We start from the raw sequence: 16017 nt of genomic DNA, 5'->3' as shown, positions 1-16017 counted from the left end.
CGTATTCCTAAACGCTGACCGCTTAAACCGCAGCCGCTCCACCAACAATTTCTGACAACTCTTTGGTAATAGCAGCCTGTCGTGTCTTGTTGTAATCCAATTGCAATTCGCCAATTACGTTCTTCGCATTATCTGAAGCGGCCTTCATTGAGACCATGCGTGCAGACTGCTCAGAAGCCATATTTTCAGCAACCGCCTGATAAATCATGGCTTCAACGTAACGCTTTAGCAGGCCATTCAAAATAGACTCTGCATCAGGTTCGTAGATGTAATCCCAAGAATTGCCTGTTTTCTCTTGCGGAGTCAAAGCTTCTGGCTCCAAAGGCAAGAGTTTTTCTAAAACAGGCTCTTGTTTCATTGCATTTACAAAGCGGGTGTATGCCAAATAAACGGCATCAATCTCGCCACGCTCAAACGCTTCTAATTGGGTAACAATTGCGCCAATCAAAACATCCATATGCGGTGTGTCACCGATTTGGATTGTTTGAGAAATGAGTTTTGCTTTTGAGCGATTCAAAAATTGCAAACCTTTTGAACCAATTGCGGTGTACGCAATCTCAATATTTTTTTCTTGCAAATCGCGCACTTGGTTAGCAATCAAACGCAAGACGTTGGTATTTAAACCGCCGCACAGGCCCTTGTCTGTCGTAACCAAAATCGTGCCAACTTTCTTCACTTCACGAGTTGCCATGTAAGCAGGGCGGAACTCAGGATTTGCTTTTGAAAGATTGGCAACAATCTCACGAATTTTTTCAGCATATGGGCGTGCGTTACGCATGCGCTCCTGGGCGCGACGCATCTTGGATGCGGCGACCATTTCCATTGCCTTCGTGATCTTGCGCGTGTTTTGCACGCTCTTGATCTTAGATCGTATCTCTTTTGTGCTTGCCATGATTTATGCGAGCCCTCTTAGAAAGAGGCGGAACGCTTGTAATCCTCAATTGCAGCACGCAAAGCAGCTTCGTCATCTTTGCTCAAGTCTTTGGTCTCTTCAATACGCGCAACCAAGTCAGCGTACTTAGATTTCAAATGGTCTTGCAAACCTTTTTCGAAGGCCAATACGTTCTTCACTTCGAGGTCATCGAAGTAGCCGTTATTCACAGCATAGAGTGAAGCAGCCATTTCCCAAACTTGGAGTGGCTTGTATTGAGCTTGCTTACACAATTCAGTAACACGACGACCACGCTCGAGTTGCTTGCGGGTTGCTTCGTCAAGGTCAGATGCGAACTGAGCAAACGCTGCCAATTCACGATATTGCGCTAAGTCGGTACGAATACCGCCAGACAATTTCTTAATCACTTTAGTTTGTGCGGCACCACCAACGCGGGAAACAGAAATACCGGCGTTAATCGCAGGACGTACACCAGCGTTAAACAAGTCAGTTTCCAAGAAGATCTGGCCGTCAGTAATCGAAATTACGTTGGTTGGAACGAATGCAGAAACGTCACCAGCTTGAGTTTCAATAATTGGCAATGCGGTCAAAGAACCAGTTTTGCCCTTTACTGCACCGTTAGTGAACTTCTCAACATACTCAGCATTTACACGAGCAGCGCGCTCGAGCAAGCGTGAGTGGAGGTAGAACACGTCGCCAGGATATGCTTCACGGCCTGGTGGGCGGCGGAGCAACAAGGAGATTTGACGATAAGCAACTGCTTGCTTGGTCAAGTCATCGTAAACAATCAAAGCATCTTCACCACGGTCACGGAAGTATTCACCCATGGTGCAACCAGCGTATGCAGAGAGATACTGCATTGCTGCAGACTCAGAAGCACTTGCTGCAACAACAACGGTGTATTCCATCGCGCCCAATTCGGTGAGCTTGCGAACAACGTTAGCAATAGTAGAAGCCTTTTGACCGATCGCCACGTAAACGCAATAAACGCCTTTACCTTTTTGGTTAATGATCGCGTCAACTGCAACTGCTGTCTTACCAGTTTGACGGTCGCCAATGATCAACTCACGCTGACCACGGCCAATTGGAACCATCGCATCAATCGCCTTCAAACCAGTTTGAACTGGTTGGCTAACAGATTGACGTGCGATAACGCCAGGAGCAACTTTTTCAATAAAGTCAGTTAACTTAGTGTTAATTGGGCCTTTGCCATCAATCGGCTGACCAAGTGCGTTTACAACGCGGCCGAGCAACTCTGGGCCAACTGGAACTTCCAAAATGCGGCCAGTACATTTCACTGGGTCGCCTTCTTTAATGTGGGTGTACTCACCCAACACTACGGCACCAACAGAATCACGCTCAAGGTTCAATGCGAGGCCGATGGTGTTGTTAGGGAACTCCAACATTTCGCCCTGCATCACGCCTGACAAGCCATGTACGCGGCAAATACCGTCGGTCACTGAAATTACAGTGCCTTCGTTGCGAACTTGGGAGTCAACGCCCAATTCGCTAATTCGGCTTTTGATCAGTTCGCTGATCTCGGAAGGGTTGAGTTGCATTACTTACTCCTGGGTCTTATTTCGTATGTTCTTAATAGGGATCACTTATGCGCCAAGGCTTGCTTGCATTTGAGCTAACTGGGCCTTAACTGAACTATCCATTACTTCATCACCAACTTGAATGCGAACTCCGCCAATCAACGATGGATCAACTTGAATAGTTGGGCGCAATTCCTTACCCCCAAAGCGCTTCTTCAAACTTGACAACAAATCATTTAACGCGGATCCCTCTAAAGGAAATGCGCTAGTAATGTTTACTTCTGCTGCGCCTTCGCTCTTGTTCTTCATTGCTTCAAATTGATGCGCAATTTCAGGAACGGCTGCTAAGCGGTGGTTTTGATTTACAAGATTTAAAAAGCTGGCAACTTTGCCATCTAATTTGGTCTTCACCATGCCAGAAAGCAATTTACTCAAATCATCAGCGGAAACTTTTGGGTTGTTTGATAAAGCAGCAACTTCTGGCAAAGCAGCAAGCTGCGCCAATTCATTTAGTTGCTCCAAACAACCTGCAAGCTCAGCTGGCTTAGCGCTTTGAAAAAGCGCTTCAGCATAAGGACGTGCAATAGTGGCTAAATCAGCCATATCAAAGTTCTGCCTTTAGTTGGTCAAGTAATTGGCCATGCGCTTTTGCATCAACTTCACGACGCAAAATTTGCTCGGCACCCTTAACAGCAAGCAGAGCAACTTCAGCGCGCAATACTTCACGTGCGCGAGTAACTTGTTGAGCCGCATCTTGCTGCGCTTGAGAAATGATTCGGGCTGCTTCGGCTTGTGCGTTAGCGCGGATTTCTTCCGCAGACATTTGCGCACGTTTTTCCGCTTCAGCAACACGTTGAACACCTTCTTGGCGTGCTTTGTGTAATTCTTGCTCTGCTTCGTTGCTTGCCAGCGCGAGTGCTTCTTTGCCACGCTCGGCAGCAGCTAAACCATCAGCAATTTTGCTTGAACGCTCATCTAACGCCTTAACCAGTGGTGGCCACACAAAGCGTGCAACAACCCACCATAAGACGAAGAAAACGATCATTTGCGCGAATAGGGTCGCGTTCAGATTCACGATATTCCTTTCAGTATTGTTGAGAACAGTTGGATGACCCGTTGGTCATCCACGCCAAAACAATTACTTAATAACTGCGAGCAGTGGGTTTGCGAAAGCAAACAACATTGCAACACCAACGCCGATCAAGAACGCAGCGTCGATCAAACCAGCCAAAAGGAACATCTTAGTTTGGAGTGGCTCCATCAATTCTGGTTGACGTGCACAAGCTTCGATGTATTTGCCGCCCATCAATGCGATACCCAAACAAGCACCGATCGCGCCGAGGCCGATGATGATGCCGATACAGATAGCTGTTGAACCTTGAATAGTTGCTAAAAATGCTTGCATGTTGCTGACTCCTGAAGTTAAAAGAGGTAAGTTAAAAATAAATCTTAGTGATGGCTATGCGCTTGCCCGATGTAGACCAAGGTCAACATCATAAAAATAAAGGCTTGCAACAAAATAACCAAAATGTGGAAGATGGCCCAAGCTGATCCAGCAATAACATGGCCCACCAAACCGAACAGGGTTAAATCTAAATTAAAGGTCCATACGCTACCAAGCAAAGCGATCAATAAAAAGACCAGCTCACCAGCGTACATATTGCCAAAAAGTCGCATTCCCAAAGAAACGCCTTTTGCCAAATACTCAATGATGTTCAATGCAAGGTTAAATGGTGCTAAGTACCACTTGGCGCCAAACGGAGCAGAAATGAGCTCGTGCAAGAATCCGCCAAAACCTTTGACTTTGAAGCTGTAGAAGAAAACTAATACCAACACTGACAAAGACATGCCCATTGTCGCGTTTAAGTCAGTGGTCGGAACCATACGGTTATGGGGCACATGGCCGCCAAAATTACCAATGAAGTGATTCACACCCAAAACCCAATCCACTGGGATTAAGTCGAGCGTATTTAAAAGAATGATCCAGAAGAATACGAAGAGTGCAAGCGGCGCAATGAAAGTGCGGTTGCCATGAACAATGCTCTTAGCTTGAGTGTCAACCATCTCAACAACCATTTCCACTAAACATTGGAAGCGGCCTGGAACACCTGGAGTAGCGCGACGCGCTGCAATCAACAAAATAAATACAGCAATCAAGCCCATTAAAGAGGCCCAAAAAATAGTATCTAAATTAATAATGCTGAAATCAATAATGGAAGACTGATGCTCACCAGTGCTGGTGAGGTTTTGTAAGTGCTCAGAAATGTACGCCGTTGGCGTCATTTGTTCTGCTGCCTCGTGGGCTTGGTGTACTTCGCTAGACATCTCTTAACTGGTCCTTTGTTTCAATCTCAATTGTCACTACTTAGCGCCACAACCACGCTAGCCATACACACTTCAAGGCTAGCAAGTAAGTCACCAACAAGGGGACCCACAGCACGCCAGGGACGTAATACGCAATCCCTATAAACAACATTAATGTCGTGACGATTTTTAAAAACTCGCCCGAAACCAATGCTGCCAAAAATCTTCCTGGATTCAATCTTTGCGATTTTTTTGCCAACTCTAATCTCGTTAAAAACAAGGTCGTAGGCAAGACGCTAATTAAACCACCTAAAAAGGCCGACTGAGTATAAAGGCTTACCCCTACCGGCTCCCCAAAAATTGACCAAAACACCATGCTGACTACCGTTATCAGCATTTGGGCCAATAAAATTTTCCAAGGAGAAAGAGTGCGGTACTTTTGCGCATTACTTTGCTGCAACGCAACAATTTCTTCTTTACTGTAAACCCGATACGCCTCTTCTTCGGGCTCATCCCATGCATCCACCTCGGAATATTGATTTTTTTGAGGAATCAATTTAGCCCCGGAAGTTTAATGTGTGCAGTGCAATATGTCAAAGGATTTGGGGACATTTTTGAATGCAATTTAAGACTCAATACCCAACTTTTTTAATAAGGAATCAAGCTCGTCAAACTGGCTAAAGCTAATTCTTAGCTCTCCGCCTTTGCCTTTGAACTTAAATTCTGCGCTCAAGCCAATTAAATCTGCAATTTCCTGTGTCAGGCGACGCATATCTGGATCGGCACTTGGGGCGGAGCCACCAGGCTTATTTTTAGCTTTTTTGTCGCCAATTTGACCCCCGGCAATCACCAAAGCTGCCGTCATTCTTTCTGCCTCGCGCACTGACAAGCCTTGAGCGGAAATTCTTTGGGCCAAAGCCACCTGGCTAGCGCCCGGTAAAGGCAATAGAGCGCGAGCATGGCCCATATCAATATCGCCAGCCAATAGCATCGCCTGGACGGGCTTGGCTAGCTGGGCTAAGCGCAATAAATTGGTAATGGCGCTGCGCGATTTACCTACAGCTTTTGCAGCTTGCTCATGGGTAAAACCAAACTCTTCAATCAATCTGGCTAAACCTTGTGACTCTTCAAGCGGGTTTAAGTCCTCGCGCTGCATGTTTTCCACAAGTGCCATTGCCGCCGCTGCTTGATCATCGGCCCCAGACACCAAAACAGGAACCTCTTTAAGGCCTGCAATAGTGGCAGCCCGGAAGCGGCGCTCACCAGCAATAATTTCATACTTACCCGCACCAACCAAGCGGACCAATAAAGGTTGCATCACACCTTGTTCACGAATGCTTTCGGCTAACTCTTGTAAAGCGCCCGCTTCCATTTTTTGACGCGGTTGATATTTGCCCGCTTGCAGCGCCGTCAAAGGCAGGCGATTAATTTCTGCAGTGGATGAACTGCTGGTAGGAGTCTTTTCGCCCAACAGCGCCTCTAAACCTCTACCCAAACCTTTTTTCTTAATAGCGACCATGATGTTTTCTTCTTCAATAATTACATGTGCTTGATGCGCTCGACCATCTCGGCACCAAACTCTAAATAGGCTTTTGCGCCGCGTGATGATTTATCAAATGCAACCCCAGGCAGCCCATAGGATGGGGCTTCAGCGAGGCGAACATTGCGCGGAATAATAGTCTTAAACACCTTGTCGCCAAAGTGCTCAAGCAGTTGCTCAGATACTTGTTGCTGCAAGGTCATGCGCGCATCAAACATCACGCGCAACAAACCAATGATGACCAAATCCGGATTCAAGTTTGCGTGAACTTGTTTGATGGTGTTTACCAAATCAGATAAGCCTTCTAATGCAAAATATTCGCATTGCATTGGCACGATTACGCCGTTAGCTGCACATAAACCATTGAGCGTTAGCAAGGACAAAGCTGGCGGGCAATCAATTAGTACAAAGTCATAATCATTTGCAACTTGTGCCAGTGCATCTTTCAGACGAGACTCGCGCGCATCTAAATCTACTAACTCAATTTCAGCGCCAGCCAAATCCCGATTTGCTGGAAGCACGTCATAACCGGAACTCTCACATCGTTGAGCACAATCCTGAACAGATGCAAGACCAATAAGCACCTGATAAACACTTGTATTAAGATCCGCCTTTTCAACACCTGACCCCATCGTGGCATTGCCCTGCGGGTCTAAGTCCACCAGCAAAACGCGCTGTTTAAGCCCAGCTAAACCCGCTGCCAAGTTGACGGCTGTAGTTGTTTTACCAACTCCGCCTTTTTGATTTGCAATACAGAAAATTTTTGCCATGGCTACTTTTTGGGTTTTACTCAAGAGGGGAGGGAGATTTTCTCACGGGGGTCAGCACCAAAAGACGTCGCTCCACCGCTAAATTGGGAATATGAAGAGGTTCGTCGGCTACCAAGCGCCAATCATCCATGCAAACATCTTGCATTTCTTCATCAGCGCGCTTCGCTTTCATAGCAAATACCAAGCCATCGGGCTTTAAAAATGGCAATGCCAATTCCAAAAAACGGGCTAGGTTTGTGAAGGCACGAGAAATGACGGCATCGAATTGCCCCGGTTGCTGCACCGCAACATCTTCCACGCGCTCACTGAGCACCTCGATATTTTTGAGCTTCAGCTTTCCGCGCACATGCTGCAAAAATGCAGTTTTCTTGCGGATCGCCTCAATCAAGGTTAGGCGCCATTCAGGCTGCACAATTGCGATCGGGATAGCAGGCAATCCACCCCCAGAACCCAGATCCGCAATCTTAGGGGAGGCAGCTCTCAAAAACTGCCTCAACACAGGCAAAACTGCAACAGAATCAATGAGATGCAGCCGCACAGAATCTTTTTCGCCTTCAATTGCCGTCAGGTTATGAACCTGATTCCAGCGACCCATCTCTTGCAAAAAAAGTTCTAAATCCGCAATATTGGCCGGACTTAATTCCAGACCAAGCTCTTCAATACCAAGGGAGAGCAGGCCCTCACTCATGGGTTTCTTGGGTGCGGCCCAAGCCCTTTTTAAGATGAACCAATAAAAGAGATAGTGCTGCCGGAGTTACGCCAGAAATTCGGCCAGCCTGACCAAGCGTTTCCGGTTTGTGCAGATTCAACTTCTGCTGGACCTCTTTGGATAAGCCAAGCACCTGCCCATAATCCAAGGATTCTGGAAGCGGAAAGGTCTCGTTATGTTCTTGGCGCGCAATTTCAACTGCCTGACGATCAATATATCCCTGGTATTTCACTGAAATCTCTACTTGGTCGCTGATTTGAGCAGCCAGACCAAGGTCATCATCCAAAACACCAGGGGACCACAATCCATCACCCAGCGCAGTAATTGCATCATAGGTAACGCCCGGACGCCTCAATAACTCCGCCAAACTACACTCATGCGAGAGGTCTTGGCCCAATAACTGAGAAACCAAGGGGGCTGCCTCATGCTTGGGGCCCACCCAGATATCTTGCAAACGAGATGTTTCACGTGAAACAGCGTCCTGTTTTCTACAAAACACCTCCCAACGATGATCGTCTACTAAACCCAATTTGCGGCCAATAGCGGTTAATCTCATATCGGCATTGTCTTCACGCAAACTGAGGCGGTATTCAGCGCGACTGGTGAACATCCGATAGGGTTCTTGCACACCCCGGGTAATTAAGTCATCAACCAAAACGCCAATATAGGACTCGCTTCGTTTGGGTAGCCAAGGCTCTTTGCCCTGAGCGGCCAGGCCAGCGTTAATGCCAGCCAACATGCCCTGTGCTGCAGCCTCTTCATAACCTGTAGTGCCATTAATTTGACCGGCAAAATACAAGCCCGCAATGGCTCTGGTCTCTAAACTGTGGCGCAAATGGCGGGGATCAAAGAAGTCATACTCAATTGCATAGCCTGGGCGCACAATGACTGCAGACTCCAGACCGCGTATGCTGCGCACTAAATCCCACTGAACATCAAAAGGAAGGCTGGTTGAGATTCCGTTGGGATAAAACTCGTTCGTTGTCAGGCCCTCTGGCTCCAAAAAGATCTGATGGCTATTTCTAGAGGCAAAACGATGAATTTTGTCTTCAATAGAAGGGCAGTAGCGCGGACCAACACCCTCAATAACTCCCGTATACATAGGGGAGCGATCTAGGCCCCCACGAATAATGTCGTGGGTTTTCTCATTTGTATGAGAAATCCAGCAGGGAACCTGTTTAGGATGCTGCTCAGGACGGCCCAAATAAGAAAAAACCGGCAAGGGGTCTAGGTCGCCAGGCTGCTCAAGCATGACGGAAAAGTCGATTGTTCTGCCATCAATGCGCGGTGGAGTCCCGGTCTTTAGTCTTCCTTGGGGGAGTTTTAATTCTTTTAAGCGGGCAGATAGCGAAACGGCTGCCGGATCGCCAGCCCTGCCACCTGCGTAATTGTTTAAGCCAACATGAATTTTTCCATCTAAAAAGGTTCCTGCTGTCAAAACCACCTTTTTAGCCATGAATTCAAGACCCATCTGGGTTACTACACCCCGAACCTCATCGCCTTGCACCAGAAGGTCGTCTACTGCAGCCTGGAAAAGACTTAAATTCGGCTGGTTTTCTAAGCGACGACGAATGGCGGCTTTATAAAGAACGCGGTCACCCTGGGCGCGAGTTGCTCTCACAGCAGGTCCTTTGCTGGAATTCAGAATTCGAAATTGAATTCCCGCCTCATCCGTGGCTGCCGCCATAGCGCCACCCATGGCATCAATTTCTTTGACTAAATGGCCTTTACCAATTCCACCGATGGAGGGGTTGCAGCTCATAGCACCTAAATTTTCGATGCTATGGGTAATCAAGAGGGTGTCGCAACCCATGCGGGCGGCCGCAAGGGCGGCCTCGGTCCCAGCGTGACCGCCTCCAACAACAATGACATCGAAACTTTTGGAATAACGCATGATTTGCCTCAGATAGGGCGATGATCATAGCATTTTGTTTGTTTCACGTGAAACAAAACATGAAAAAATCATTCAAAAACAACGGCGTGTTCTATAAGTGACTGATTTAATTAATGAAATAGGCGTTCCAGGCGGATTTTAGAATCAACGCACTGACAATGACTAAAAACGCCTTTCTCACAAAGGCGCTGCCATGCTGAATTGCCAGGCGACTTCCAAACTGACTGCCTGCAATGTTGGCGATCATCATGGCAAAGCCAAGCGGCCAATTAATTTGACCCAAGCTGGCCAACATCAAAATCGCAGCTAAGTTCGTCGCAACATTCACCAACTTGGTGGCAGCAGAAGCGTGCAAGAAATCAAAGCCAAAAAAGCGCACAAACCCAAACAATAAAAAACTGCCGGTGCCGGGACCAAAGAAGCCATCGTAAAAACCAATCGTCAAACCCAAAACCACGCCCTTGATTTGCTGGATCCGGCTTGACTCTTTTGGCGCATGCGCCTCTCCAAGTGATGGCTGAAACCAGGTGTACAACAATAAGAACAACAGAACAAAGGGCAGCGCTTTGCGTAAAGGCTCCGCTGGAAAATTACTGACCGCATTTGCACCCGCCAAAGAGCCAATGAAGCCCGCAATAATTGCCGGGCCCACTATCGCCCAAGGCAAAGCAACGTGTCGTAAATATCTGCGCGCGGCATTTAAGGTTCCGCCAACAGCAGAAACCTTATTGGTTGCCAATAGGGTGGCAGGTGGGGCATCGGGATAGGCGGCAAACAGCGCTGGTACTTGAATCAAGCCGCCGCCGCCAGCAACTGCATCCACCAGTCCCGCAAAAAAAGCCATCGCTAAAAGCAATGGCCAGATATAAATTGAAAATTCGATGAGCGTCTCTTTTATTTAAATGAGTACGGCGCTTTTCAAGCGCGCCGTACTAAAACCAAATAATAAAAGGAAAAACAAAAAACTCAGTTTTTGTTTTTAAAGTGCGCGGCAATTTCACCAACAACGCCACGTCGGAATGCTAGTACGCAAACTACAAAAATAAATCCTGTCGCAATCGTGCTCCATGAGCCAATGTTAGCAAGGTAGTTTTGCAAACCAACAACGATGCCAGCACCAACCACTGGACCAAGAATGGTTCCCATGCCACCAAGCAATGTCATCAACACCACTTCGCCCGACATGTGCCAATGAACATCCGTTAATGTCGCCAATTGGAATACCAATGACTTCATTGAGCCAGCCAAACCAGACAGGGCGGCGGAGAGCACAAAAGACATCAGCTTAAAGCGGTCCACGTCGTAACCCAGAGAGATTGCGCGAGGTTCGTTTTCACGAATGGCTTTGAGGACTTGGCCGAATGGAGAGTGAACTGCGCGCATGATCAAGGCAAAACCAAACAAGAAAACGGCCAATACAAAGTAATACATGGCAACGTCATCTTTGAGATCGATCAAGCCAAATAACATGCCGCGAGGAACGCCCTGGATACCATCTTCGCCACCGGTATAAGGCAGTTGAACGGCCAAGAAATAGATCATTTGGGACAGTGCCAAGGTAACCATCGCAAAATAAATGCCTTGGCGACGAATGGCCAAAGAACCAATGAGATAGCCGAGCACCCCAGATCCGATAACCCCCAATATGATTCCAAACTCCGGAGAAAGGCCCATCTCTTTGCAAAAATAAGCTGTAATGTAGGCGGCCGTTCCAAAGAATGCTGCGTGACCAAAAGATAGAAGGCCAGTAAAACCCAATAGCAAATTAAACGCGCAGGCAAAAAGTGCAAAACAAAGCACCTTCATCGCAAACACAAGATAAATGAAGTCCTGGAAAGGCAATAGAAGCGCAATTAAAACCAAGATGCCATACAACAATTTTGTTTTTGGATTCATGATTATTTTTCCCGCCCGAATAGTCCAGCAGGACGAATCAACAACACGATTGCCATGATCACAAAAATCACAACGCCAGAAGCTTCTGGATAAAACACTTTGGTGAGACCCTCAACCAGACCTAAGCCCAGACCAGTCAAGATGGCGCCCATGATTGAACCCATGCCGCCAATCACCACCACCGCAAAAACCACAATAATGAGGTTGGAACCCATCAATGGGTTTACTTGAAAAATAGGGGCCGCTAAGACGCCGGCAAAACCAGCAAGACCTACACCATATGCGTAAGCCAAGGAAATCATCAAGGGAACATTAATGCCAAAAGCCTGGAGCAATTTTGGGTTTTCAGTGCCGGCGCGCAAGTAGGCCCCAAGCTTAGTTCTCTCAATAACGTACCAAGTAGAAAAGCAAACTGTTAACGAGATCACCACCACCCATAAGCGATAAATAGGCAGAATGATGCCAATGGACTCTAAGGGGATGGCGCCTTGAAGCAGCTCTGGGGCTGGATAGCTCTCACCAGAGATACCATACCAATGACGGAACATACCCTCAATGATTAAAGCCAAACCAAAAGTGAGCAACAAGCCGTAAAGATGGTCCAAGTGATAGAGGCGTCGCAACATCGTGCGCTCAAGAATCAAACCAAATCCCGCCAATACCAAGGGAACCACGATTAAAGCAAACCAGTAATTAATCGTCAGCTCAGGGAATCCTAACCACTGACTAATTTGCGTTAAACCAATCCACGCAATAAATGCGCCCATCGTGTATTGCGCACCATGGGCAAAATTAATAATGTTGAGAAGGCCAAAAATAATGGCCAATCCCAAACTCAATATGGCATAAAAAGAGCCATTGATAAGCCCCACCAAGAGCTGGGCAACCAGCCCTTGAGGGGTAATTCCGAGAAGTTCAAACATTCTTGATTTCTAAGTAACTTACTTGTTAACTAATTTGCACTTCGATTGAGACAATGGCAAAGTCGCCTCAGCCGCAGGTATAACCGCCTTAACGTTGTAGTAGTCCCATGGGCTCTTAGAATCAGCTGGCTTTTTCACCTCTAGCAAATACATGTCATGCTCAAACTTACCATCGGCACGAATCTTGCCTTTGAACAAACCATCGTCAATATTGGTGGACTTCAAGGCCTTCATTACCGCCTGGGTGTCATCAGTACCAGCTTTTTGAACGGCGTTTAAGTAAGCCAAAACAGATGAGTAAACGCCAGCCTGAACACTGGTTGGCATACGCTTGTGTTGCAAGATGAAGCGCTTAGAGAAGGCACGTGTTTTGTCGTCTTTATCCCAGTAGAAGCCTTCTGTAAGGTACATGCCTTGAGCAGCATTCAAACCCAAAGAGTGCACATCCGAGATAAACATCAACAAAGGTACAACTGTTTGTTTCTTGTTAATTCCAAACTCAGAGGCCTGTTTAACGGTGTTAATGGTGTCTTGTCCAGCGTTGGCCAAGGCTACAACATCAGCGCCACTAGCTTGCGCCTTCAACAAGTATGAAGAAAAATCACTGTTAGGAAATGGATGTTTACTTGTTCCCAAAACTTTACCGCCGTTTGCATTTACAACAGCAGTAGCATCTTTCTCAAGAGCGGCGCCAAAAGCATAGTCAGCAGTAATGAAGTACCAATTCTTTTTACCCTGCTTTACAACAGCCTTACCAGTACCGTTTGATAGCGCATAAGTGTCGTATGTCCAGTGAACGTTATTAGCTGTACATTTTTCGTTGGTGATTGGGAGTGAACCAGCCCCAGAAACCAAGGTGATCTTGTTCTTTTGCTCAGCCACTTCCATTACCGCCAAGGCAACGTTGGTTGAAACCAACTCAACAATCACATCCACACCATCTTTGTCGTACCACTCGCGCGCCTTATTGGCGGCGATGTCGGCTTTGTTTTGGTGATCTGCGCTAACTAGCTCAATCTTTTTGCCAATCACGGTGCCGTCTTTAGAAAAATCAGCAATTGCCATTTTGGCGGCGATCACCGCACCAGGACCAGCCAAATCAGAATAAGTAGAAGACAAGTCGGTCAACACACCGATCTTGACAACGTCACCACTAACTTTAGAACCAGATTGTGCAAAAACTGGGTTTGAGGCGAACATCGTCGCTGCCACCAGGCTTGCGGTTATTTGCTTTAACTTCATTGTTATCTCCTAAATAAAACCACTAAACACCAAGATACTCATTTAATAGGGCCGCTTTTTCAGCAAGCTCGTTTTGCTGCACCACCTCAACCACATTGCCATGCTCAACTACATAATGGCGATCAGCCAAAGGTGCAGCAAAGCGGAAATTCTGTTCAACCAAAACAATCGTGAAGCCCTTGTTGCGCAGACTCGTAACAACCTCACCTAGTTTTTGCACAATCACCGGCGCCAAGCCTTCGGTGATCTCATCCAAAAGCAAAAGTTTTGCGCCCGTTCTAAGAATGCGGGCCATGGCCAACATTTGCTGCTCGCCACCAGATAAACGCGTGCCCGGGCTATTTCTTCTCTCGTAGAGATTTGGAAACATTTCGTAAATCTCATCCAAACCCATGCCGCCCGGAGCAATTTCAGGCAATAGAAGCAAATTCTCTTCTGTACTTAGGCTAGCAAAGATGCCCCGCTCTTCTGGGCAGAAGCCAACACCTAGGCGAGCAATTTTGTAGGTTGGCATTGAAATCGTCTCGGCCCCATAAACCTCTACCGAGCCGGTTCTCTTGCTAGTTAAGCCCAAAATGGTTTTGAGAATAGTGCTGCGACCGGCACCATTTCTACCTAATAGGGTTACCACCTCGCCATCACGCACAGCAAAATTCACGCCATGCAGAATGTGGGATTCACCATACCAAGACTCTAAATTTTTAACTTCGAGGGCCATGGTCATAGCGCTTCTCCCCCGTGGCTGCCCATATAAGCCTCAACCACCAAAGGATTGGTTGAGACTTCGTGATAACTACCCTCGGCCAGTATCGACCCACGTTGCAGCACAGTGATGCGATCTGCAATTGAAGAAACCACCTTCATATTGTGTTCAACCATCAAAATCGTGCGGCCCTTCGCCACACGATCAATTAATTCGGTAACGCGCTCCACGTCTTCATGCCCCATACCTTGCGTTGGTTCATCCAAGAGCATTAACTCGGGCTCCATCGCCAAAGTAGTGGCAATTTCTAATGCCCGCTTGCGGCCATAAGCCAAGTTCAAGGTTTCTTCGTGGGCAAACGCCTCAAGACCAACCTCATGTAAAAGCGCCTGGGCGCGCTCATTGAGGACATTCAAAGAATCGCCTGATTTCCAGAAGTGGAATTCCGTGCCCAATCCTCGCTGCAGTGCAACACGAACATTCTCCAGGACGGTTAGATGTGGAAAAACTGCCGAAATTTGGAACGAACGGATCACGCCGCGCCGTGCAATTTGTGCAGGCGCCTCATTGGTGATATCGAAACCATTAAACAAAATTTGGCCACTACTGGGCTCTAAAAATTTTGTCAGGAGATTAAAGCAGGTCGTTTTACCTGCGCCATTTGGGCCGATTAAGGCGTGAATAGTTCCCCGAGTAACGTCTAGGTTAACGTCACTTACCGCAGAAAATCCTTTGAAGGATTTGCCCAGCCCGATTGTTTTTAAGATTGTTTCTTGCAAGCTCATACCCTCTACCCCTTCTTGGGGCAAGGTATTGAGAATAACTCAAGACCGCGTTGCTATATATAGCGATAACCCTAAATGCTATGGGTTTATCGCTTAGGAGTTTTGTGAAGTTTTCACGAACTTTTGAATAGCTTCTCTTGCGGACTCATCCAAAACATCCATGGGCAATCTTTGAGCGCCCTGAATAATCATGAGGGCGTAAGACTTTGCCAGTGCAGATGCTTCTGGACATAGGCATAGCTCATCACCCGCCGAAGGCGATTGGCTGCGCCAATAATTAATGGCCGCCTCGAGCTCTTGAATCGTGATGTACAGCATAGGGCGAATTATTTACCGTCAAGCGCCAGCATTGTGCCGCGACATTTCTTCGCGCCACAGCGACACTCATAATCTTTTTTCATCTCTTTCGTGACCTTGCCCTCAACATCTAAAGAGTAGTCATAAAACAACTCTTCACCAACTTTGAGGGCGCGCTTTGCATAAATAAAGACGCGCGGCTTTCCATTAAAACTATCTTCGCGCGTTTCACAGCTAGGCTTGCAAGAGTGATTAATCCAGCGTGCGGCATTGCCACCGTATTTGGCATCAATAACGCGACCATCTTCTAAAGAAAAGTAGAAGGTGTGATTGGGATCCTTAGGGTCGTGGGGGTGGCGCTTTTCAGCGAGCTTCCAACTAATACGCTCACCTTTGTACTCAATAATGGCTTGGCCTTTTTTAATGGGCTTGGCCACAAATACGCCCTTTCCATGAATCGGTGAAGATTTCACAATAATGGAAGATCGGTCCACCTTGGGTGGTTTTAATTTTTTAGATGCCAT

Annotated in this window: 19 protein-coding genes; all 19 read right to left on the bottom strand. The window is 47.1% G+C overall.

Annotated features, from left to right (window positions below):
* Positions 1 to 22 precede the first annotated feature (22 nt).
* Positions 23 to 892 (bottom strand): F0F1 ATP synthase subunit gamma, encoded by an 870-nt coding sequence (gene atpG / locus ICN24_RS01355; protein ID WP_216220880.1) that lies wholly within the window; start codon positions 890 to 892, stop codon positions 23 to 25.
* 17 nt (positions 893 to 909) lie between these two features.
* Entirely contained in the window at positions 910 to 2451 is a 1542-nt protein-coding gene (atpA, locus tag ICN24_RS01350; protein WP_215348165.1) for a F0F1 ATP synthase subunit alpha, read from the bottom strand.
* Between the two features lie 45 nt (positions 2452 to 2496).
* Positions 2497 to 3033, bottom strand: a complete 537-nt coding sequence (locus tag ICN24_RS01345; RefSeq protein WP_216220879.1) for a F0F1 ATP synthase subunit delta — start codon at positions 3031 to 3033, stop codon at positions 2497 to 2499.
* Between the two features lies 1 nt (position 3034).
* Positions 3035 to 3505: a F0F1 ATP synthase subunit B gene (locus ICN24_RS01340; protein ID WP_216220877.1), complete on the bottom strand. Its 471-nt coding sequence runs from the start codon at positions 3503 to 3505 to the stop codon at positions 3035 to 3037.
* Positions 3506 to 3568: 63 nt separating this feature from the next.
* Positions 3569 to 3835 carry a F0F1 ATP synthase subunit C gene (atpE, locus tag ICN24_RS01335; protein ID WP_011901869.1) on the bottom strand — a complete coding sequence of 89 codons (267 nt, stop codon included), beginning with the start codon at positions 3833 to 3835 and terminating at the stop codon, positions 3569 to 3571.
* Between the two features lie 44 nt (positions 3836 to 3879).
* A complete protein-coding gene (gene atpB / locus ICN24_RS01330) occupies positions 3880 to 4755 on the bottom strand; it encodes a F0F1 ATP synthase subunit A (RefSeq protein ID WP_216220875.1) in 876 nt (291 codons plus the stop codon).
* Between the two features lie 40 nt (positions 4756 to 4795).
* Positions 4796 to 5290 carry an ATP synthase subunit I gene (locus ICN24_RS01325; protein ID WP_216220873.1) on the bottom strand — a complete coding sequence of 165 codons (495 nt, stop codon included), beginning with the start codon at positions 5288 to 5290 and terminating at the stop codon, positions 4796 to 4798.
* 69 nt (positions 5291 to 5359) lie between these two features.
* Entirely contained in the window at positions 5360 to 6253 is an 894-nt protein-coding gene (locus tag ICN24_RS01320; protein WP_216220871.1) for a ParB/RepB/Spo0J family partition protein, read from the bottom strand.
* 20 nt (positions 6254 to 6273) lie between these two features.
* Positions 6274 to 7044: a ParA family protein gene (locus ICN24_RS01315; RefSeq protein ID WP_216220869.1), complete on the bottom strand. Its 771-nt coding sequence runs from the start codon at positions 7042 to 7044 to the stop codon at positions 6274 to 6276.
* Between the two features lie 16 nt (positions 7045 to 7060).
* Positions 7061 to 7732, bottom strand: coding sequence for a 16S rRNA (guanine(527)-N(7))-methyltransferase RsmG (gene rsmG, locus ICN24_RS01310; protein ID WP_216220868.1), 672 nt, complete (start codon positions 7730 to 7732; stop codon positions 7061 to 7063).
* Positions 7725 to 9647: a tRNA uridine-5-carboxymethylaminomethyl(34) synthesis enzyme MnmG gene (mnmG, locus tag ICN24_RS01305; protein WP_216220867.1), complete on the bottom strand. Its 1923-nt coding sequence runs from the start codon at positions 9645 to 9647 to the stop codon at positions 7725 to 7727. The genes rsmG and mnmG overlap by 8 nt, the downstream gene beginning before the upstream one ends.
* Before the next feature lie 106 nt (positions 9648 to 9753).
* Complete coding sequence (locus tag ICN24_RS01300; RefSeq protein ID WP_216220866.1) at positions 9754 to 10491, bottom strand: TSUP family transporter; 738 nt, start codon at positions 10489 to 10491, stop codon at positions 9754 to 9756.
* Between the two features lie 122 nt (positions 10492 to 10613).
* Complete coding sequence (locus ICN24_RS01295) at positions 10614 to 11543, bottom strand: branched-chain amino acid ABC transporter permease (protein ID WP_216220865.1); 930 nt, start codon at positions 11541 to 11543, stop codon at positions 10614 to 10616.
* A gap of 2 nt (positions 11544 to 11545) precedes the next feature.
* Entirely contained in the window at positions 11546 to 12466 is a 921-nt protein-coding gene (locus ICN24_RS01290; protein ID WP_216220864.1) for a branched-chain amino acid ABC transporter permease, read from the bottom strand.
* 18 nt (positions 12467 to 12484) lie between these two features.
* Positions 12485 to 13708 (bottom strand): ABC transporter substrate-binding protein, encoded by a 1224-nt coding sequence (locus tag ICN24_RS01285; protein WP_216220863.1) that lies wholly within the window; start codon positions 13706 to 13708, stop codon positions 12485 to 12487.
* Positions 13709 to 13730: 22 nt separating this feature from the next.
* A complete protein-coding gene (locus ICN24_RS01280) occupies positions 13731 to 14432 on the bottom strand; it encodes an ABC transporter ATP-binding protein (RefSeq protein WP_216220861.1) in 702 nt (233 codons plus the stop codon).
* Positions 14429 to 15196, bottom strand: a complete 768-nt coding sequence (locus ICN24_RS01275) for an ABC transporter ATP-binding protein (protein ID WP_216220859.1) — start codon at positions 15194 to 15196, stop codon at positions 14429 to 14431. Before ICN24_RS01275 ends, ICN24_RS01280 begins: the two co-directional genes overlap by 4 nt.
* Positions 15197 to 15289: 93 nt before the next feature.
* Complete coding sequence (locus ICN24_RS01270) at positions 15290 to 15514, bottom strand: DUF3717 domain-containing protein (protein WP_216220858.1); 225 nt, start codon at positions 15512 to 15514, stop codon at positions 15290 to 15292.
* 8 nt (positions 15515 to 15522) lie between these two features.
* The gene (locus ICN24_RS01265) at positions 15523 to 16017 is read right to left on the bottom strand and encodes an SET domain-containing protein (protein ID WP_216220857.1); all 495 of its coding nucleotides are present in this window, start codon (positions 16015 to 16017) and stop codon (positions 15523 to 15525) included.

Source organism: Polynucleobacter sp. UK-Kesae-W10 (assembly GCF_018881575.1).
GTDB lineage: Bacteria > Pseudomonadota > Gammaproteobacteria > Burkholderiales > Burkholderiaceae > Polynucleobacter.
The sequence above is the reverse complement of the archived record's forward strand: the minus strand, read 5'-3'. Positions and strand labels throughout refer to the sequence as shown.

Bases quoted from the DNA above. Each gene is read 5' to 3' on its own strand.
- ICN24_RS01345 (WP_216220879.1), bottom strand. From the start codon at position 3,033: ATGGCTGATTTAGCCACTATTGCACGTCCTTATGCTGAAGCGCTTTTT.
- rsmG (WP_216220868.1), bottom strand. From the start codon at position 7,732: ATGAGTGAGGGCCTGCTCTCCCTTGGTATTGAAGAGCTTGGTCTGGAA.
- atpG (WP_216220880.1), bottom strand. From the start codon at position 892: ATGGCAAGCACAAAAGAGATACGATCTAAGATCAAGAGCGTGCAAAAC.
- ICN24_RS01270 (WP_216220858.1), bottom strand. From the start codon at position 15,514: ATGCTGTACATCACGATTCAAGAGCTCGAGGCGGCCATTAATTATTGG.
- atpB (WP_216220875.1), bottom strand. From the start codon at position 4,755: ATGTCTAGCGAAGTACACCAAGCCCACGAGGCAGCAGAACAAATGACG.
- ICN24_RS01290 (WP_216220864.1), bottom strand. From the start codon at position 12,466: ATGTTTGAACTTCTCGGAATTACCCCTCAAGGGCTGGTTGCCCAGCTC.
- ICN24_RS01315 (WP_216220869.1), bottom strand. From the start codon at position 7,044: ATGGCAAAAATTTTCTGTATTGCAAATCAAAAAGGCGGAGTTGGTAAA.
- ICN24_RS01285 (WP_216220863.1), bottom strand. From the start codon at position 13,708: ATGAAGTTAAAGCAAATAACCGCAAGCCTGGTGGCAGCGACGATGTTC.
- atpE (WP_011901869.1), bottom strand. From the start codon at position 3,835: ATGCAAGCATTTTTAGCAACTATTCAAGGTTCAACAGCTATCTGTATC.
- ICN24_RS01275 (WP_216220859.1), bottom strand. From the start codon at position 15,196: ATGAGCTTGCAAGAAACAATCTTAAAAACAATCGGGCTGGGCAAATCC.
- ICN24_RS01320 (WP_216220871.1), bottom strand. From the start codon at position 6,253: ATGGTCGCTATTAAGAAAAAAGGTTTGGGTAGAGGTTTAGAGGCGCTG.
- atpA (WP_215348165.1), bottom strand. From the start codon at position 2,451: ATGCAACTCAACCCTTCCGAGATCAGCGAACTGATCAAAAGCCGAATT.
- ICN24_RS01300 (WP_216220866.1), bottom strand. From the start codon at position 10,491: ATGGCTTTTTTTGCGGGACTGGTGGATGCAGTTGCTGGCGGCGGCGGC.
- mnmG (WP_216220867.1), bottom strand. From the start codon at position 9,647: ATGCGTTATTCCAAAAGTTTCGATGTCATTGTTGTTGGAGGCGGTCAC.
- ICN24_RS01295 (WP_216220865.1), bottom strand. From the start codon at position 11,543: ATGAATCCAAAAACAAAATTGTTGTATGGCATCTTGGTTTTAATTGCG.
- ICN24_RS01280 (WP_216220861.1), bottom strand. From the start codon at position 14,432: ATGACCATGGCCCTCGAAGTTAAAAATTTAGAGTCTTGGTATGGTGAA.
- ICN24_RS01265 (WP_216220857.1), bottom strand. From the start codon at position 16,017: ATGGCATCTAAAAAATTAAAACCACCCAAGGTGGACCGATCTTCCATT.